The sequence below is a fragment of the Methylocella silvestris BL2 genome, from assembly GCF_000021745.1.
Taxonomy (GTDB): domain Bacteria; phylum Pseudomonadota; class Alphaproteobacteria; order Rhizobiales; family Beijerinckiaceae; genus Methylocapsa; species Methylocapsa silvestris.
The window spans coordinates 2,427,506-2,442,500 of record NC_011666.1; the positions used below are offsets into that span (position 1 = coordinate 2,427,506).

General features: G+C 65.0%; 17 protein-coding genes, 1 rRNA gene and 1 riboswitch (1 of these 19 only partly in view). Of the genes, 10 read left to right on the forward strand and 8 right to left on the reverse strand.

Annotated features, from left to right (window positions below):
• From ubiB to MSIL_RS11455, 4 genes are all read left to right on the forward strand, one after another.
• On the forward strand, nt 1-1,578 hold the full coding sequence (gene ubiB, locus MSIL_RS11440) for a 2-polyprenylphenol 6-hydroxylase (protein ID WP_012591244.1): 1,578 nt from the start codon (nt 1-3) through the stop codon (nt 1,576-1,578).
• Between the two features lie 156 nt (nt 1,579-1,734).
• Nucleotides 1,735-3,000, forward strand: coding sequence for a bifunctional phosphopantothenoylcysteine decarboxylase/phosphopantothenate--cysteine ligase CoaBC (coaBC, locus tag MSIL_RS11445; RefSeq protein WP_012591245.1), 1,266 nt, complete (start codon nt 1,735-1,737; stop codon nt 2,998-3,000).
• The gene (dut, locus tag MSIL_RS11450) at nt 2,997-3,479 is read left to right on the forward strand and encodes a dUTP diphosphatase (RefSeq protein WP_012591246.1); all 483 of its coding nucleotides are present in this window, start codon (nt 2,997-2,999) and stop codon (nt 3,477-3,479) included. The genes coaBC and dut overlap by 4 nt, the downstream gene beginning before the upstream one ends.
• Nucleotides 3,476-3,922: an RrF2 family transcriptional regulator gene (locus tag MSIL_RS11455; protein WP_012591247.1), complete on the forward strand. Its 447-nt coding sequence runs from the start codon at nt 3,476-3,478 to the stop codon at nt 3,920-3,922. Before dut ends, MSIL_RS11455 begins: the two co-directional genes overlap by 4 nt.
• A 4-nt stretch (nt 3,923-3,926) precedes the next feature.
• On the opposite strand, the gene MSIL_RS11460 is transcribed toward MSIL_RS11455, so the two are convergent.
• The 6 genes from MSIL_RS11460 to MSIL_RS11485 all read right to left on the reverse strand — a co-directional run bounded on the left by MSIL_RS11460 (nt 3,927) and on the right by MSIL_RS11485 (nt 9,003).
• Nucleotides 3,927-4,520, reverse strand: a complete 594-nt coding sequence (locus MSIL_RS11460) for a nitroreductase family protein (protein ID WP_012591248.1) — start codon at nt 4,518-4,520, stop codon at nt 3,927-3,929.
• A 149-nt stretch (nt 4,521-4,669) separates the two neighbouring features.
• Entirely contained in the window at nt 4,670-5,719 is a 1,050-nt protein-coding gene (locus MSIL_RS11465; protein ID WP_012591249.1) for a sulfate ABC transporter substrate-binding protein, read from the reverse strand.
• Nucleotides 5,720-5,803: 84 nt separating this feature from the next.
• Nucleotides 5,804-6,604 carry a TOBE domain-containing protein gene (locus tag MSIL_RS11470; protein ID WP_012591250.1) on the reverse strand — a complete coding sequence of 267 codons (801 nt, stop codon included), beginning with the start codon at nt 6,602-6,604 and terminating at the stop codon, nt 5,804-5,806.
• A 70-nt stretch (nt 6,605-6,674) separates the two neighbouring features.
• On the reverse strand, nt 6,675-7,772 hold the full coding sequence (gene nagZ / locus MSIL_RS11475; protein WP_012591251.1) for a beta-N-acetylhexosaminidase: 1,098 nt from the start codon (nt 7,770-7,772) through the stop codon (nt 6,675-6,677).
• 160 nt (nt 7,773-7,932) lie between these two features.
• Entirely contained in the window at nt 7,933-8,691 is a 759-nt protein-coding gene (locus MSIL_RS11480; RefSeq protein ID WP_012591252.1) for a CbtA family protein, read from the reverse strand.
• A 99-nt stretch (nt 8,692-8,790) separates the two neighbouring features.
• Nucleotides 8,791-9,003 carry a CbtB domain-containing protein gene (locus tag MSIL_RS11485; RefSeq protein ID WP_012591253.1) on the reverse strand — a complete coding sequence of 71 codons (213 nt, stop codon included), beginning with the start codon at nt 9,001-9,003 and terminating at the stop codon, nt 8,791-8,793.
• Between the two features lie 18 nt (nt 9,004-9,021).
• Nucleotides 9,022-9,185, reverse strand: a riboswitch (cobalamin riboswitch).
• A 98-nt stretch (nt 9,186-9,283) separates the two neighbouring features.
• Here MSIL_RS11485 and MSIL_RS11490 point away from each other — a divergent pair.
• Nucleotides 9,284-10,258 carry an HAD family hydrolase gene (locus tag MSIL_RS11490; RefSeq protein ID WP_244406117.1) on the forward strand — a complete coding sequence of 325 codons (975 nt, stop codon included), beginning with the start codon at nt 9,284-9,286 and terminating at the stop codon, nt 10,256-10,258.
• Between the two features lie 14 nt (nt 10,259-10,272).
• On the opposite strand, the gene MSIL_RS11495 is transcribed toward MSIL_RS11490, so the two are convergent.
• Nucleotides 10,273-10,431 (reverse strand): hypothetical protein, encoded by a 159-nt coding sequence (locus tag MSIL_RS11495; protein WP_012591255.1) that lies wholly within the window; start codon nt 10,429-10,431, stop codon nt 10,273-10,275.
• A gap of 218 nt (nt 10,432-10,649) precedes the next feature.
• Here MSIL_RS11495 and MSIL_RS11500 point away from each other — a divergent pair, with 218 nt between their 5' ends.
• From MSIL_RS11500 to MSIL_RS11520, 5 genes are all read left to right on the forward strand, one after another.
• A complete protein-coding gene (locus MSIL_RS11500; protein ID WP_012591256.1) occupies nt 10,650-11,204 on the forward strand; it encodes a hypothetical protein in 555 nt (184 codons plus the stop codon).
• A gap of 103 nt (nt 11,205-11,307) precedes the next feature.
• Entirely contained in the window at nt 11,308-12,099 is a 792-nt protein-coding gene (locus MSIL_RS11505; RefSeq protein ID WP_012591257.1) for an NAD kinase, read from the forward strand.
• A 24-nt stretch (nt 12,100-12,123) separates the two neighbouring features.
• Complete coding sequence (locus tag MSIL_RS11510; protein ID WP_012591258.1) at nt 12,124-12,720, forward strand: NUDIX hydrolase; 597 nt, start codon at nt 12,124-12,126, stop codon at nt 12,718-12,720.
• Nucleotides 12,721-12,732: 12 nt separating this feature from the next.
• Nucleotides 12,733-14,082: an MFS transporter gene (locus MSIL_RS11515; RefSeq protein WP_012591259.1), complete on the forward strand. Its 1,350-nt coding sequence runs from the start codon at nt 12,733-12,735 to the stop codon at nt 14,080-14,082.
• A 23-nt stretch (nt 14,083-14,105) separates the two neighbouring features.
• Complete coding sequence (locus MSIL_RS11520; protein ID WP_280110217.1) at nt 14,106-14,798, forward strand: aldolase/citrate lyase family protein; 693 nt, start codon at nt 14,106-14,108, stop codon at nt 14,796-14,798.
• 145 nt (nt 14,799-14,943) lie between these two features.
• Here the strand turns inward: MSIL_RS11520 and rrf are convergent.
• Nucleotides 14,944-14,995: ribosomal RNA gene (gene rrf, locus MSIL_RS11525) — 5S ribosomal RNA — on the reverse strand (it continues 63 nt past the right edge of the window).

Genomic DNA, 14,995 nt, shown 5'->3' on the forward strand with positions numbered 1-14,995 from the left:
ATGCTGACATCCTTCGGCTCCCTGTTCCGGCTGGCGCGGGCCGGATTCGTGCTGGCTCGCGCCGGCGTGTTCAGCGACGTCGATCCGGCGATCGCGCCGCCCCCCGCCCGTCTGCCGCTGGCCTTCGCCAAGCTCCTCGCTCGTCCCGCGGCGCGGCGCGGCGGGCGCTCGGGCCTCAATAATCTGCCCGCCGCGATTACCGCGCTGGGGCCGTCCTACGTCAAGCTCGGGCAGTTTTTGGCGACCCGCCCCGACGTCGTCGGCGCCGACGTCGTGCGCTCGCTGGAAGCGCTGCAGGACCGCATGGCCCCGTTTCCGCGCGATGTGGCGATCGCGACCATCGAGCGGGCGTTCGGGCGCCCCCTGGCCGAGACGTTCGTTTTCCTCAGCGAGCCGGTCGCCGCCGCCTCCATCGCGCAGGTGCATCGGGGACGGATCAAAACCGGCGACGGCGAGCGCGACGTCGCCGTCAAAGTGCTGCGGCCCGGCGTCGAGCGGCGCTTTCGCCGCGATCTCGGCGACATGTATGTCGCCGCCCGCCTCGCCGAACGTTTTGTCCCCGACGCGCGCCGGCTGAAGCCGGTCGAAGTGATCGACACCCTGGCCCGCTCCGTCAAGATGGAGATGGATTTCCGGCTTGAGGCCGCAGCCGCCTCGGAATTCGCCGAAAATGTCGCAAACGACGATGATTTTCGCGTGCCGAAGGTGGATTGGGATTTGACGGCAAAAGAGGTGCTGACGCTCGAATGGGTCGACGGACTTCCCCTGTCGGACATCGCCGCCCTCGCCGCACGCGGCGACGATCTGCAACGGCTGGGGCGCATCGTCATCCAGTCGTTCCTGCGCCATGCGATGCGCGACGGCTTTTTCCATGCCGACATGCATCCGGGCAATCTGTTCGTGGATTCGGAGCAGCGACTGATCGCGGTCGATTTCGGCATCATGGGTCGGCTCGACTTCAAGGAGCGCCGGTTTCTCGCCGAAATCCTCTACGGCTTCATCGAGCGGGACTATCGCCGCGTCGCCGAAGTCCATTTCGAGGCGGGCTATGTGCCGCGCACGCACCGGGTCGAGGATTTCGCGCAGGCGATCCGCGCTATCGGCGAGCCGATCCATGCGCGCACCGCCGACCAGATTTCGATGGCGAAGCTTCTGACGCTTCTGTTCGAGATCACCGGCCTCTTCGACATGAAGACGCGCACGGAGCTGGTGCTGCTGCAAAAGACAATGGTGGTGGTCGAGGGCGTCGGACGCACGCTCGACCCCAAGCTCAACATGTGGGCGACGGCCGAGCCCGTGGTGCGTAGCTGGATCGAACAAAATCTCGGACCCGCCGGAAAGCTTCAGGACGCGGGACGGGCGGCGCAGGCGCTCGGCAAATTCGCCGCCGCTCTGCCGGCGACGCTGATTCGCGCGGAAAATATCCTGCTCCGCCTCGAGGACGCCGCCGAAGAAGGGCTGGCTTTTTCAGATCAGGCGATCGAGCGATTCGGCGAGGCGGCGGCGCGCAGCGCGCGGCTCGGCCATATCGCCCTCTGGATCATCGCCGGAGCCGCCCTGCTGCTGCTCTTGCGCTAGCTGCGCCTTTTCCGCGCGAGGCTTGCGTGAAGAATTCTGGCCCTTTGCGGAATTCTTCTCGTCCGTTAGTAATAGAAAAAACAGCCCCGGTCGGTGCAATTTCCGGTTGGAGCCAATATAAAGGCGCAGCGCCTGCCCCGGGGGAAATTCGGCCGCATGAGCGGAGTGTCGGAAAAACGCATCCTTCTCATCATCGGCGGGGGTATTGCGGCCTATAAGGCGCTCGATTTGATCCGCCGCCTGCGCGAGCGGAACATCAAAACGCGCGCCGTGATGACCGCCGCCGCGCAGCAATTCATCACCCCGCTCTCCGTCGCAAGCCTCACCGGCGATCAGGTGTTCACCGATCTCTTCTCGCTGACCGACGAGGCGACGATGGGACATATCGAGCTCTCGCGCGACGCCGATCTCATTGTCGTCGCCCCGGCCACGGCCGGCCTACTCGCCAAGATGGCGCAAGGTCTTGCCGACGATCTCGCCTCGACGCTTTTGCTCGCCACCGACAAAAAGATTCTCGTGGCGCCGGCGATGAATCTGCGCATGTGGCTCGCAAGCGCCACCGCGCGCAATGTCGCGGCGTTGCGCAGCGACGGCGTGCGCTTCGTCGGGCCGGAGGACGGCGAAATGGCCTGCGGCGAATACGGCCCCGGCCGCATGAGCGAGCCGCTCGACATCGCCGCCGCCATCGAGGAGGCGCTGGCCGGGGAGACGACGATCGCCCTGCCGCGCGATTTTCGCGCTCCCGCCGCCGCGAAAGCCCGCGTGCTGGCGGGGCGGCGCGTCGTCATAACCTCGGGGCCGACCCATGAGCCGATCGACCCGGTGCGCTTCATCGCCAATCGCTCCTCCGGCAAGCAGGGCCATGCGATCGCCGCCGCCGCGCGCGAGGCGGGCGCCGAAGTGACGCTCGTCTCCGGGCCTGTCGCCCTGCCGGATCCGCCGGGCGTCACCACAGTCCATGTCGAGACTGCGCGCGAAATGCAGGCGGCGGTCGAAGCCAGCCTGCCCGCCGATATTTTTATCGCCGCCGCCGCGGTTGCCGATTGGCGCGTCGCCGAGCCCGCTGCGCGCAAGCTGAAGAAGGGCCCCGGCGCCGCCGCGACGCTAGCGCTCGTTGAAAATCCCGACATCCTCGCCGGCGTCGGGCGGCGCGAGCGCGACCGGCCCGCGCTCGTCATCGGATTTGCCGCCGAAACCAACCGATTGGTCGATTATGCGCAGACAAAACGCCTCGCCAAGGGGTGCGATCTTATCGTCGCCAATCATGTCGGCGAAGGCTCGAAAGTGTTTGGCGGGGCGCGCAACGAGGTCACGTTGATCTCGAGCGAGGGCGTCGAGGCCTGGCCCAGTCTCGACAAGCGTGAGCTTGCCGCCCGCCTCATCGGCGTGATCGCCGAACGTCTGGCCAGGACGCCCCCATGAGCGAACCGCTGACGATCGGCATAAAGCGCCTGCCGCATGGAGCGGACCTGCCGCTGCCCGCCTATCAGAGCGCGGGCGCGGCCGGCCTCGATCTTCTCGCCGCCATTGCGCCGGGATCGAAACTGACGCTGGAGCCCGGCGAGCGCCGCCTCGTGCCGACCGGCCTTGTCCTGCAAATTCCCCCCTCGCATGAGGGTCAGCTGCGGCCGCGCTCGGGCCTTGCCCTGAAAGCCGGCGTCACCGTGCTGAACGCGCCGGGCACGATCGATTCCGACTACCGCGGAGAGGTCGGGGTCCTGCTGATCAATTTCGGCGCGGAGCCGTTCGAGATCGCGCGCGGCGAGCGCATCGCGCAGCTCATCATCGCGCCGGTGACGCGCGCCGTGCTGGTCGAGACCGACGGGCTGGAGGCGACCGCGCGCGGCGCCGGCGGATTCGGCTCGACCGGGGCGGCCGCGATCGGGGAGACGCGGCGATGATCGTGCTGTCTCACCGCGCGCTGCTCGCCCTTGCGGCCGTCGCCGACATCGCGATCCATTCGCGCCCGCTCCCCGTCGCGGCGAAAGCGCTTGCCGCGCGTCTCGAGCTGCCGCCGCGCCATCTCGAGACGCTGCTGCAGGCCTTGGTGCGCGCCAATATATTGAAAGGGTTGCGCGGCCCGCGCGGCGGCTATGAACTCGCCCGCGAAAGGCGAAAGATCACCGCCGGGGCGGTGCTGCGCGCGGTGCTTAGCGACGCCGCCGGTCCGGGCGAGCCGGCGGATTCCAAGCTGGTCGCCAAGGTGATCGCGCCAATGGTCGAGAAGGCCGGGGCGGCGTTTTTGGCGGAGCTCGACAATATCACGATCGAGGACATCTGCCGCCGCGCCGACGAGCTCAATCTCTATCGGGACGCGGGAGCGGGGTCGGACTTTACGATCTGAGGCATCAGCTGCGCGGAAAAGCGCCTGCGAACACGAATTCAGCCTGAGGGTTGCGGCTGCTCGGCGTTTCCCGCGCCTGCAAATTCTCCGGCAGAGTCGATTTGTCGGCCAGCTTGCCGATGGCGATCGCCGCCTCCGGCCTGAAATCCTCCGGCATGTTGAGTTCGACTGCGGAGCGGGGGGCGTCGAAGCCGCCCATGGCGTGCGTCACATAGCCGAGCTTATGCGCCTGCAGGGCGAAGAAGCCCCAGGCCGTCCCGGCGTCGAAGGAATGGCTGCGCGATTCGACCGGCTCGGTCTTGCCCGGCGGAACGAAGGTCTTCTTCGAGGCGATGATCAGAAGCGCGGAGGCGTTCTTGGCCCAAAGCTGATTGGAGCCCGCCAGCAGGCCGAGGAACGTGGCGAACTCCGGCGTATCGCGCAGCGCATAGAAAAATCGCCACGGCTGCGTATTTGACGCCGAAGGCGCCCAGCGCGCCGCTTCGAAGATGGTGCGCAGATCGGCTTCCGGGATCGGCTCGCCGGTCAGGGCGCGCGGCGACCAACGGTCTTTGAAAATGGCGGCGACCGGATGGTCGGGCTTACGCGGATTGGTCATCAGCAGAGCGCTCCGTCAGAGCTGGCGCCAACGGGGCGCGGGGCCGCGGCGCGAAACCCTCTTGCCGGGCGCGCCGCGGGCCTCTTGTATCGGAAACGCCGAAGCTTTTTCAAGCAAGCGGCGGCCGAGCTTTGTTGTTGGAGCGAGGCTTATTGCCCGGCGTAGATCTGATCAAACACGCCGCCGTCGGCGAAGAAGCGCGCCTGAGCCGCCTTCCAGCCGCCAAAATCACCGTCGATCGTGACCAGCGGAATTTTGGCGAGGCGCGCCAGATCCTTGGGATCGGCCGCCTCGGGCGACACGGGATGATAATAGTTCTTGGCGATCAGCGCCTGCGCCTTCGGCGTATAGAGGAAGTCGAGATAGGCCTCGGCGACCTTGCGGGTCTTCTTGGCGTCCACATTGCCGTCGACCAGGGCGACCGGAGGCTCCGCCAGGATCGAAATCGAGGGGACGATGATGTCGAACTGGTCCTTGCCGAATTCTTCCGAGGCGAGGAAGGCGTCATTCTCCCACGAGATCAGCACGTCGCCCTGGCCGCGCTGGGCGAAGCTGATCGTCGAGCCGCGCGCGCCGGTATCGAGCACCGGCGTATTTTTGTAGAGCGCGCGGATGAAATCGCGGACCTTGGCTTCGTCGCCGCCGAATTTCTTATTCGCGTAGCCCCACGCGGCGAGGAAATTCCAGCGCGCGCCGCCCGACGTCTTCGGGTTGGGCGTAATGACCGAGATGCCCGGCTTCACCAGATCGTCCCAATCCTTGATCTGTTTCGGATTGCCCTTCCGGACCAAGAGCACGATCGTCGAGGTGTAGGGCGTGGAATTATGCGGCAGGCGCTTTTGCCAATCGGCGGGCAGCTTGCCGCTCTTGGCGGCGATGGCGTCAATATCGGCGGCGAGCGCCAGTGTGACCACATCGGCGGGCAGGCCGTCGATCACCGCGCGCGCCTGCGCGCCGGAGCCGGCATGGGACGAGCGCACTTCGATCGCCTCGCCGGTCTTCGCCTTCCAATCGGCGGCGAAGGCTTCGTTGATCGCCCTGTAAAGCTCGCGGGTCGGATCATAGGAGACGTTCAGAAGTTCCTGCGCGGCCTGCGCCGGCTGCACGAAGGAAGAACCGCCAAGGAAATGAGCGGCGGGCGCCGCGAGGGCGACCAGGACGCCGATAGCGGCGAGGCGAAGGGGATTGGCCCGGGACATGGCAGTGCTCCATTGCTTTGTACAGTGTTTCTATAGACTGAATGTACAAAGTCAAGGCGCTGCTTGCGCCTGTGGAGTCGGCCCCTAATCGCTCGCCAAAATCACATTGGAGCTGAGGAAGATGGCGCAGACCTCGGCGCCCTTGACGACGCCGGCGGCGTCGGCGCTCTCGGTCGTCATGATCGAAGTCATGGTCTTGCCGCGGCCGATGTCCATAGCAACTTCCGCTTCTGAACCGCCCTCGAAACGGTCGAGCACGCGGCCAAGGATCTTGTTGCGCGCCGAGACGCGCAGCGCCTGGGCGGCGGGCGCCAGCATCACCGAGCTCGCATTGACGAGGGCGAGCACCGATTTATCCGGAACGAGGCTGAGTTCGCCGACGCTGGCGTTGGTGACGATCGCCGAGATCACAACTCCCGGCGACACCTGAAGGATGACCTCGACATTGACCGGCGCGGGCCTGATTTCGATAATCGAGCAGTGCAGCGCATTGCGGGCGCTGAGCTTCATCGTCAGCGTCAGAAAAGAGAAGTCGTCCGTTTCGAGACCCTCCGTCGCAATCGCCGAGGAGATCTGGCCGAGTTTCGCCTCAAGCCGCCGGAATGTCGAAAGCAGCCGCCGCCCTTCCGGCGTCACCTCGACGCCGCCGCCTTTCGGGCCGCCCGTATGGGTGATAAAGGCCTGCCGCGGCAGAAGATTATTGATGGCGTTGACCGCATCCCAAGCGGTTTTGTAGCTGAAGCCGGCGATTTCGGCGGCCTTGGTGATGCTGCCGTAGGCGATCACCGCTTCGAGCAGGGTGACGCGTTCGCGCCCCACAAGCAGTTTGCCGTTCGCCCGCAGGGCAAGCAGCGTGTCGATCTCTCCCGGCAGCACGCGAGGCATTTTTTCTCCTCTTACGCGTAGCCTGCCTTAAACCTCGCTCCTAAACAACCGAAATGAGCGGCGCGCCGCCTCACATGACTTCAACAGTCGCGGCCGAAAACAAGGCGCCCGCGGCGCGATGCGTCGCGAAGGATGAATCGGGCAGAAGCTGGACCTGATGCAGCGGCGCCTTGGCGAGCAAAGCGGCGATGCGCGCCTTCGACCGCGCCAGCACGACCGGATCGAGCCGCCCCTCGTCGCGCGCCGTGACGATGGCGCGGGCGAAATCGCGGGCGCGGTCGGCGCGCGTGAAAGCGGCGCAGACCATCAGCATGTCGGACCCCGCGGCGATCAGCTTGGCGGCCGCGGCCGGATCCTCGAAAAACCCCTTCATCGCCGCCATGCCGATATCGTCGGATACGACGACCCCTTTGAAGCCAAGCTCCTGGCGCAGGATCTCGGTCAGAAATCGGCGCGACAGAGTGACGGGAGCGTCGGGATCGATGAGCGGAAAGGAGATGTGCGAGCTCATCAGCATGCGAAGGCCGCCGCCGATCGCCGCCGCGAAGGGCCGCAATTCGCGTTGGCGCAATTCGTCGAGACTTGCCGGCTGCGAGGGCAGGCCGAGATGCGAATCGACATGCGTGTCGCCATGTCCGGGGAAATGCTTGCCGCAGGCGAGCACGCCCTGCTTCTGCATCGCGCGCATGAAGGGGAGCGCCGCTGCAATGACTTCGTCGGGCGTTGAGCCGAACGCCCGCTCGCCAATCACCGGATTGGCGGGATTGGTGTGGATATCGAGAACGGGCGCAAAATTGAGGTTGACGCCGAGGCTTGCGAGCTCGCGTCCCATCGCCCGGCCGACGCCGGCGGCGCGCCCCGCCCAGCGCGCCGCATAGGCATAGCGCGTCATCGGCTCCGGCGTGCGGCACACCCGGCCGCCCTCGTGATCGATGGAGATCAGCAGGTTCGGCCGCGCCGCGGCCGCGCGAATCTCCTCAATCAGCCTCAGATGGCTGGCGAGCCATCCCTCATAGGGCAGATCGTGGCGGAAATTGCTCTTGAACAAAACGACGCCGGCGGGCCGCAGATCTTGCAGCAGGGCGCGGTCGCGATCGTCGAGGACCGGAGTCGGCCGCAGCCCGATGAAGAAATGGTCGCCTACGGAATCGATTGATGCGGCGCCCATCCCTTCCCCTTCGAATCACATCGTTCCCGCCAACTTTAAGCATGAACGCCGATGCGATTGCAGAGGTTTCGATCGCAAATTGCGCCGCAAGCGGCGCGACAGAATCGCGGCGCACGCGTGCGCCGCCTGCCGCGCCATCAAAAATTTGCTTGCCGCCGCTCTATCGCCCGAGCGATGGCGCCGTTTTGAGATCGCGCCGCGCACGGCTGAAATCCAGCTCCGCAAGCGGGGCGGCCAAGGCGCCGAACACCAGCGCCAGAACCGTCCAAAGAGTCAGCTGCGCGCCAAACGAAGCGAGCCTAAACCGCCACAAAAGATCGGCGGGGAAATTATCCGGGACCTCATTGACCGCCGGCAGCGCGAAAGCCATGACGGCGACAGCGGCAAGAGCCAGCCCGGCGCAGATCAGCCCGCCCGGCCATGCGCCGAAGCGCCGCGCCAGCGGCGCCCTCAGCATTGAGGCGACGATCATCGCCAGCACCGAGGAAAAGACCATCGTGAAATAGAGCGCGGTGCGGGCGCCGATCGTCTCCGGCTGTCCGATCGCCGGCGGATTGGGCGGATATTTCAATCCGGGAATGAGGGCGATCGACAGAAAGCCGGCGAGCGCCAGCAGGGCCGCCACGGCGCGCGGATCGAGCGCGCCGACGCGGCCGTTGGCGAGCGCGAAAGCCAGCGCGAACAGCCCGCCGAGCCCGGCGCCAAAGACGACCGAGGCGGTGACGAGGCCGATGCTGCGCTGGACGGCGCGGCTGACGATCTCGGGCTCTTCCGGTTCGCCGGCGGCTTGCGCCACGGCGCCTTCAAAAGCGATCGCGCGATCAACGGAGGGTTCGCCCGCGACAAAGGCGAAGCCGGCAGAGAGGAATCCCGCGACGATGCCCGCAAGCATTCCGCGCCATAAAATTTGTCCAACCATCAGCGCCTCCTGAAGCGTCATGCAGCCAAATGGAGTGAGCTGGCGCCCCGCGGCGCCATGCAAATCCGCCCGATTTTGGGGTCTGGAGCCGGCTAGGGCCTAATGGCAGGGAAAGCCCATCAGATGCCGGCCGTCATGAACGAATTCATGGATGAAATGGCCGGGGATGAGCGAAGTCGCGCCTTCCTCGGCGCCGACAAAATAGATCAGAAGCAGGCTGAGAAGGCCGCCAAACACGAGCCAGGGCAGGATCTCCCGAATCGGGATCGGAACGGGCCGGGTTGCGGGGGCGGCAGTGGTAATTTGACTCATGGCGAGGCTCCTCGGGATTTCGCGTCCCATTGCGTTGGCCGATCTCCTGAGGGAAGGTCTGGCTCGCGCGCTTTCGCCGTTTGGCTGACGCGCGCTGACAGTGGCGCGACCGCGGCGGGATTTCACCGCCTTCTTCGCATCAAGAGCAGCTTGAGCGTATGACCGCGCAGCAGCCCTGTCAACGGCGCGCCGTCTTGCCCGGCAGGCGCCGCCGCAGCATGATGCGCCGGCCGGCATGTCGCGGCATCGGACGACCCGCCAGCGTGGATCAAGCGCCAATATGCTCATGACCGCCAGCGCCTCCGCAGGAGACGACCACTCAGACTCCGCCCAAGATCCGCTGCCCTCCTGGAATGAGGGCGCGACAAAGCAGGCGATCATCGATTTCGTTGCGGATGTCACACGCGAAGACTCGCCCCATTTCGAGCCGAGGGACCGGCGCATCGCCGTGTTCGACAATGACGGCACGCTGTGGGTCGAACAGCCGATGTATGCGCAGATGGATTTCGCGTTGGAAGAATTGCGCAAAGTCCTGCCCCTGCATCCGGAATGGCGCGATCGACAACCGTTCAAGGCGGCGATCGAGGCCGACTTCGAGACCCTCCTGAAGGAGGGCGCGCGCAATTTGCAGATTCTCGTCGGGGCGCTGTATGCCGGAACAACGCCCGACCAATTCGATCGCCTTGCGGCAGAGTGGCTCGCCGCTGCGGTCCATCCTCGCTTCGAGCGCCGCTATACCGAACTGGTCTACCAGCCGATGCGCGAGGTCATGGCCTACTTTCGGGCCAACGGCTTCAAGACTTTCATCGTGACTGGCGGCGGCGCCGAATTCGTGCGGGCCTTCGCCGAACAAACCTATGACGCGCCGCCTGAGGAGGTGATCGGCTCAGGCATCATAACCCGATTCGAATCGCGCGACGGCCGCGCCGACCTCTATCGTTTCGCAGACGTCGATTTCGTGGATGAAGGTCCGGGCAAGCCGGTCGGCATCGAATCCCATATCGGCCGCCGCCCCATAGCCGCTTTCGGCAATTCCGACGGCGATCTCGAAATGCTTGAGTATACGACAGGCGCGTCCGGCCGGCGCCTCGGGCTGATCGTGCGCCACACCGACGCCGCGCGCGAATATGCCTATGACAAGGGTTCGCCGGTCGGCCATCTCGAACGCGCGTTGGAAGGCGCCTCCAGCAACGGCTGGATCATCGCCGACATGCGGCGCGACTGGAGGGTCATTTTTCCGTTCGACGGCGCCTAGGCCTGGCCTGCGATTCAGGGGCCGCCGACCTGACGATCGGCCCGCGGCCGCCAGGCGAGATCGTCGGACGCCACATAGATCGCCGCCGCCGCGAGAAACAGCACGGCGCCGATCCAGAACAACGGCGAGTGGTGGATGCGCCGCCAATCCGGCCCCGCGCGCTCTTTTTTCATGAAGCCTCCCTTATGCAGCATCAGCCTGCGCCAATTCTCGCAACCCTCTATGCTCCGCACCCGTTCTGCAATGCTTCAAGCCCGGAGCCGGATGATTTAAGACGGAATCGCCGTGCGATTTCGTCTGAAATCCAAATCCGTCTCTCAGCAATAAGTTAGAGCATGACGTCATCCGAAGACCGGTTTCCCCTTTTCGGCGACATGCTCTGGAGATCGCCATGCCTTGTGAAAAAATCATGCTGATCCGCCACGCCGAGCGGCCGAGCGCCGACAAGAAATTCCGCGGCGTCTCGATCGAGGGCCGCAAGGATAATGAATCGCTGACCGTGCGAGGCTGGCAGCGAGCCGGGGCGCTCGTGCGATTATTCGCGCCGAGCGAGGGTCATTCCGCCGGCGCCGCGTTGGCCCGGCCTCAGGCGCTCTACGCCTGCAAGGCCGATGCGCGCGACCCCAGCCTCCGGCCGCAGATGACATTGCTGCCCATGGCGGAATGGCTTGGCGCGCCGCTCAACCGCGATTTCTATCACGGCCAGGAAGACGCCCTCGTCGAATGCGTCCGCGCCGGCGCCGGCCCGGCCCTCATCGCCTGGAAGCACGACGGCATGCATCTCATCGCCAATGAGATCCTGGGCGCCGACACAATCGCGCCGCAACATTGGCCCTATGAGCGCTATGATGTCGTCTGGGTGTTCGAGCGCGCCGGCGCCGGATGGACCTTTTCCCAGATCCCCCAGCTGCTTCTGGCGGGAGACCGAGCGGAGCCGATCCGATAGAAGCCTCCCCCGAGATCGGCGTCCCTTGCCCCCAACCATCAGGGCCGCGCTTTGCGCCGCGGCGCGCTTGCGGCTATGTCAAGGCTCGTTTCCGGAGCACAAGATGACCGCTGTCGTAAAGGCTGAACGTCATCTCGACAGAATCGCCTTCCTCTGCACGCCAACCGTGGAGGGAACGGCGGCGCGCGAGGCGCTGGCCGCGCGTTACGAAAGCGTCGCGGCCGAGGAGGCCGACGTGATCGTCGCGCTCGGCGGCGACGGGTTCATGCTGCAGACGCTGCACCGCTTCATGGGCACGGGCAAGCCGATCTATGGCATGAACCGGGGATCGGTCGGCTTTCTCATGAATGATTTCTCGGTCTTCAATCTGCCGGAACGCCTCGCCGTCGCCGAAGCCTCATTTGTCCATCCGCTGCTGATGGAGGTGATCGACCGCGACGGCGCGTCCTCGCGCGCGCGCGCGATCAATGAGGTGTCGCTGCTGCGCCAGTCCTATCAGGCCGCCAAGATGCGCATATCGATCGACGGCCAGGAGCGTCTCGACCAGCTCGCGGGCGACGGCGTCCTCGTCGCGACGCCTGTCGGATCGACCGCCTATAATCTCTCGGCGCATGGCCCGATCCTGCCGCTCGATGCGCCGATGCTGGCGCTGACGCCGCTTTCGGCGTTCCGCCCGCGCGGCTGGCGCGGCGCGCTTCTGCCGGATCGCGCCAGGGTCACGATCGACATTCTCGAAGCCGAGAAACGGCCCGTCTCCGCCGTCGCCGATCATTTCGAGCTGCGCCATGTCCACCAGGTCTCCGTCGCCATGGATCACGAGACCGACCTCATCCTGCTGCACGATCCCGGTCATTCGCTGAACGAGCGGATTTTGCGCGAACAATTCGGATATTGACGCATCAAATTCGGATCGGGCTAGATGAAAGAACGCCTTCGCATCGTCGCGCGCAAGATCATCTCGAAGGGCTATGGCGCGCTGGAGCGCCTGACGCTCGACTATCGGCGCCGCGACGGGACCGTGCAGAGACTGGAGCGCGAACTCTATGACACCGGCGACGGCGCCGCGATCCTGCTCTACGATCCGGCGCGCGGCACGGTCGTCCTCGTGCGCCAGTTCCGCATCCCGGCCTACATCAAGGAGGGCCGCGAAAGTCTGATCGAGGTCTGCGCAGGCAGGCTCGAAGGGGCCGATCCGCAAACGCGCATCGTCGCCGAAGCCGAGGAGGAGACGGGTTTTCGGGTGCGCAACGCGCGCCGTCTGTTCGAGGGCTATTCCAGTCCGGGCGGCTTTTGCGAGAAGCTCACCTATTTCGCCGCGGAATATGCCTCAACAGACCGCGTCGGCGACGGCGGCGGATTGGCGCATGAAGGCGAGGATATCGAGGTTCTCGAATTGCCGCTGGAGACGGCCCTCGCGATGATTCTGAGCGGAGAGATCGTCGATTCCAAAACCATTCTGCTGTTGCAATATGCGCGGCTCGCGGGCTTGATGGAGGAAAAGCAGAGCGCCTCTTAAGGAAAGCGCGCGATGAGCGAGGAAATCCGTCCAAGGGCCGCCGCCGCTGCGGTCATCCTGCCCGCCTCCGATGGATTTGACGCGGGCGACGTCTTCAATCGATCGAAGGCCGTGCTCACGGGTTCGCTCGGCAATCTGATCGAATGGTATGACATCTACGCCTATTCGGCGTTTTCGCTTTATTTCGCCGGCGCCTTCTTTCCCCAGACCGACCCTGTCGCGCAACAGCTGGCGGCAGCTTCGCTGTTCGCGGCGGCGTTTTTCGTGCGCCCGCTCGGCAGCGCATTGTTTGGCTATTTCGCCGACCGCCATGGCCGGCGCAACGCGCTGACCGCCGCCGTGTTGTTGATGTGTTTTGGCTCGCTGCTGATCGCGGCGACGCCAACCTATGCCGCCATCGGCGTCGCGGCGCCGATCATGCTCGCCATCGCGCGGCTCTTGCAGAGCCTCAGCCAGGGCGGCGAATATGGATCGGGCGCCACCTATCTCAGCGAGGTCGCCCATCCGGATCGGCGCGGTTTTTATTCGGGGATCTGGTATGTGACGCTGATCGGCGGCCAGCTTCTGGCGATCCTCGTTCTGCTCATCTTGCAGAAAGTCTTTCTGACGCCGGAGGAGCTCAAAGCGTGGGGATGGCGCATCCCGTTCATCATCGGCGCGCTGTTGTCGATCTTCGCCTTCATCATCCGCCGAGACATGCCCGAAACGGAGCTGTTCGAAGCGGCGAAGCCCGCGATCAAACTCGAAAACCCGTGGCGGCTTCTCCTGCGCAATTGGAAGGCCGTGGCCCTCGTCGTCGGCATCACAGTCGGCGGCACATCGGCTTTCTACACCTACACCACCTATATGCAGAAGTTTCTAAAGCTGTCCGTCGGCCTGAATGATTCGGAAACGACATTGGTGACGGCGGGCACGCTCATCTTCGCGCTTATCCTGCAGCCGCTCTATGGCGCGATCTCGGACAAGGTGGGCAGACGGCCGATGCTGATCGCCTTCGGCGTGCTCGGGACGCTCGGAACCGTGCCGCTGCTGACGACTTTGCAGCATACAAAAAGTCCGCTCGTCGCCTTTCTGCTCATATGCGTCGCCTGGGCAATCGTCAGCGGCTACACATCCATAGCGGCGATCGTCAAAGCCGAGTTGTTCCCGACCGCGATCCGCGCCATGGGGGTCGGCATCCCCTATGCGCTGACCGTCGCAATTTTCGGCGGCTCGATTGATTCGGTCGCCCTTGCGTTCAAGAACGCCGGTTTCGAAACTGGCTTCTTCTGGTATGCGACCGGGCTGATTTTCATCTCGCTGATCTGCTACATCTTCATGAAAGACATGAAGACGCATTCGAAGATGGAGCAATCGGTCTGACGCCGGCCCGCATCCGGTCGCTGCTGTTCGTTGCGGCCGCGGACGACAGCGCGGTGGACGACGCGTTTCGAAGCGGCGCCGACGCGCTGTGTTTCGCCGCCGCAGGCGAAAGCGCGGCGGCGCTCAAAAAAATGGCGAGCGGAATCGCCATGCTCCGATTGCGCGCGGCGCCGCCGCTGATCTTCACCGCCATCGCGGATTTGGACGACGGCGCGATCGAAGCCTGCCTCGACGCCATCGCGCCTTTGGCGCCCGATGGATTGACGCTGCAAGATTGCGGCAATGGCCGCGCGGTGCGCCGGCTTGGGGCGCTGCTCGCGGTCAAGGAGGCCGAAGCCGGCCGCCCGGACGGCTCGACGCGCATCATCGCCATGGCGGCGGGAACCGCCGCATCGATTTCTGAGCTGGGAACATTTGCCCAGGCGGGACAACGTCTGATTGCGCTCGCATGGGACGCCGAGAGACTTGCAGCTGGTCTTGGCGTTGACGCCTACCCGGATCACGCGAACGCTCCGGCGTCTGCCATGGCGCTGGCGCGAAATCTACTGTTGTTCGCGGCGCGAGCCGCGAACGTCATGGCGCTCGATTCATTGCCGCCGGGCGCCGATGTCGAATGCCTGCGGCGCCGTTGCCTGGCGTCCCGGCGCGAGGGATTTAATGGCGGGTGGACGCGGGATGCGAAGGCGGTCGCGATTCTCAACGACGTGTTTGCTTGATGTTTTGCGGCTGCTGCGGAGCATGATCCGATCAGAGGGGATCTGGCGGCATGTCTTAGACGCGCGAAAGCCCGGCTTTGTGGGCCGGGCTTTGTGTGGTGTTTGGGTTGTGTGTGTCGAGGTTGGTTTGCTTTGTGTTTTGCAGGCCTGGCGGCGACCTACTCTCCCAGGTCTTGAGACATAGTACCATTGGCGCT

What these genes read in the sequence shown, in the direction of transcription:
- ubiB (WP_012591244.1), top strand. Translation starts at nt 1, where the DNA reads ATGCTGACATCCTTCGGCTCCCTGTTCCGGCTGGCGCGGGCCGGATTC.
- coaBC (WP_012591245.1), top strand. Translation starts at nt 1,735, where the DNA reads ATGAGCGGAGTGTCGGAAAAACGCATCCTTCTCATCATCGGCGGGGGT.
- dut (WP_012591246.1), top strand. Translation starts at nt 2,997, where the DNA reads ATGAGCGAACCGCTGACGATCGGCATAAAGCGCCTGCCGCATGGAGCG.
- MSIL_RS11455 (WP_012591247.1), top strand. Translation starts at nt 3,476, where the DNA reads ATGATCGTGCTGTCTCACCGCGCGCTGCTCGCCCTTGCGGCCGTCGCC.
- MSIL_RS11460 (WP_012591248.1), bottom strand. Translation starts at nt 4,520, where the DNA reads ATGACCAATCCGCGTAAGCCCGACCATCCGGTCGCCGCCATTTTCAAA.
- MSIL_RS11465 (WP_012591249.1), bottom strand. Translation starts at nt 5,719, where the DNA reads ATGTCCCGGGCCAATCCCCTTCGCCTCGCCGCTATCGGCGTCCTGGTC.
- MSIL_RS11470 (WP_012591250.1), bottom strand. Translation starts at nt 6,604, where the DNA reads ATGCCTCGCGTGCTGCCGGGAGAGATCGACACGCTGCTTGCCCTGCGG.
- nagZ (WP_012591251.1), bottom strand. Translation starts at nt 7,772, where the DNA reads ATGGGCGCCGCATCAATCGATTCCGTAGGCGACCATTTCTTCATCGGG.
- MSIL_RS11480 (WP_012591252.1), bottom strand. Translation starts at nt 8,691, where the DNA reads ATGGTTGGACAAATTTTATGGCGCGGAATGCTTGCGGGCATCGTCGCG.
- MSIL_RS11485 (WP_012591253.1), bottom strand. Translation starts at nt 9,003, where the DNA reads ATGAGTCAAATTACCACTGCCGCCCCCGCAACCCGGCCCGTTCCGATC.
- MSIL_RS11490 (WP_244406117.1), top strand. Translation starts at nt 9,284, where the DNA reads ATGCTCATGACCGCCAGCGCCTCCGCAGGAGACGACCACTCAGACTCC.
- MSIL_RS11495 (WP_012591255.1), bottom strand. Translation starts at nt 10,431, where the DNA reads ATGAAAAAAGAGCGCGCGGGGCCGGATTGGCGGCGCATCCACCACTCG.
- MSIL_RS11500 (WP_012591256.1), top strand. Translation starts at nt 10,650, where the DNA reads ATGCCTTGTGAAAAAATCATGCTGATCCGCCACGCCGAGCGGCCGAGC.
- MSIL_RS11505 (WP_012591257.1), top strand. Translation starts at nt 11,308, where the DNA reads ATGACCGCTGTCGTAAAGGCTGAACGTCATCTCGACAGAATCGCCTTC.
- MSIL_RS11510 (WP_012591258.1), top strand. Translation starts at nt 12,124, where the DNA reads ATGAAAGAACGCCTTCGCATCGTCGCGCGCAAGATCATCTCGAAGGGC.
- MSIL_RS11515 (WP_012591259.1), top strand. Translation starts at nt 12,733, where the DNA reads ATGAGCGAGGAAATCCGTCCAAGGGCCGCCGCCGCTGCGGTCATCCTG.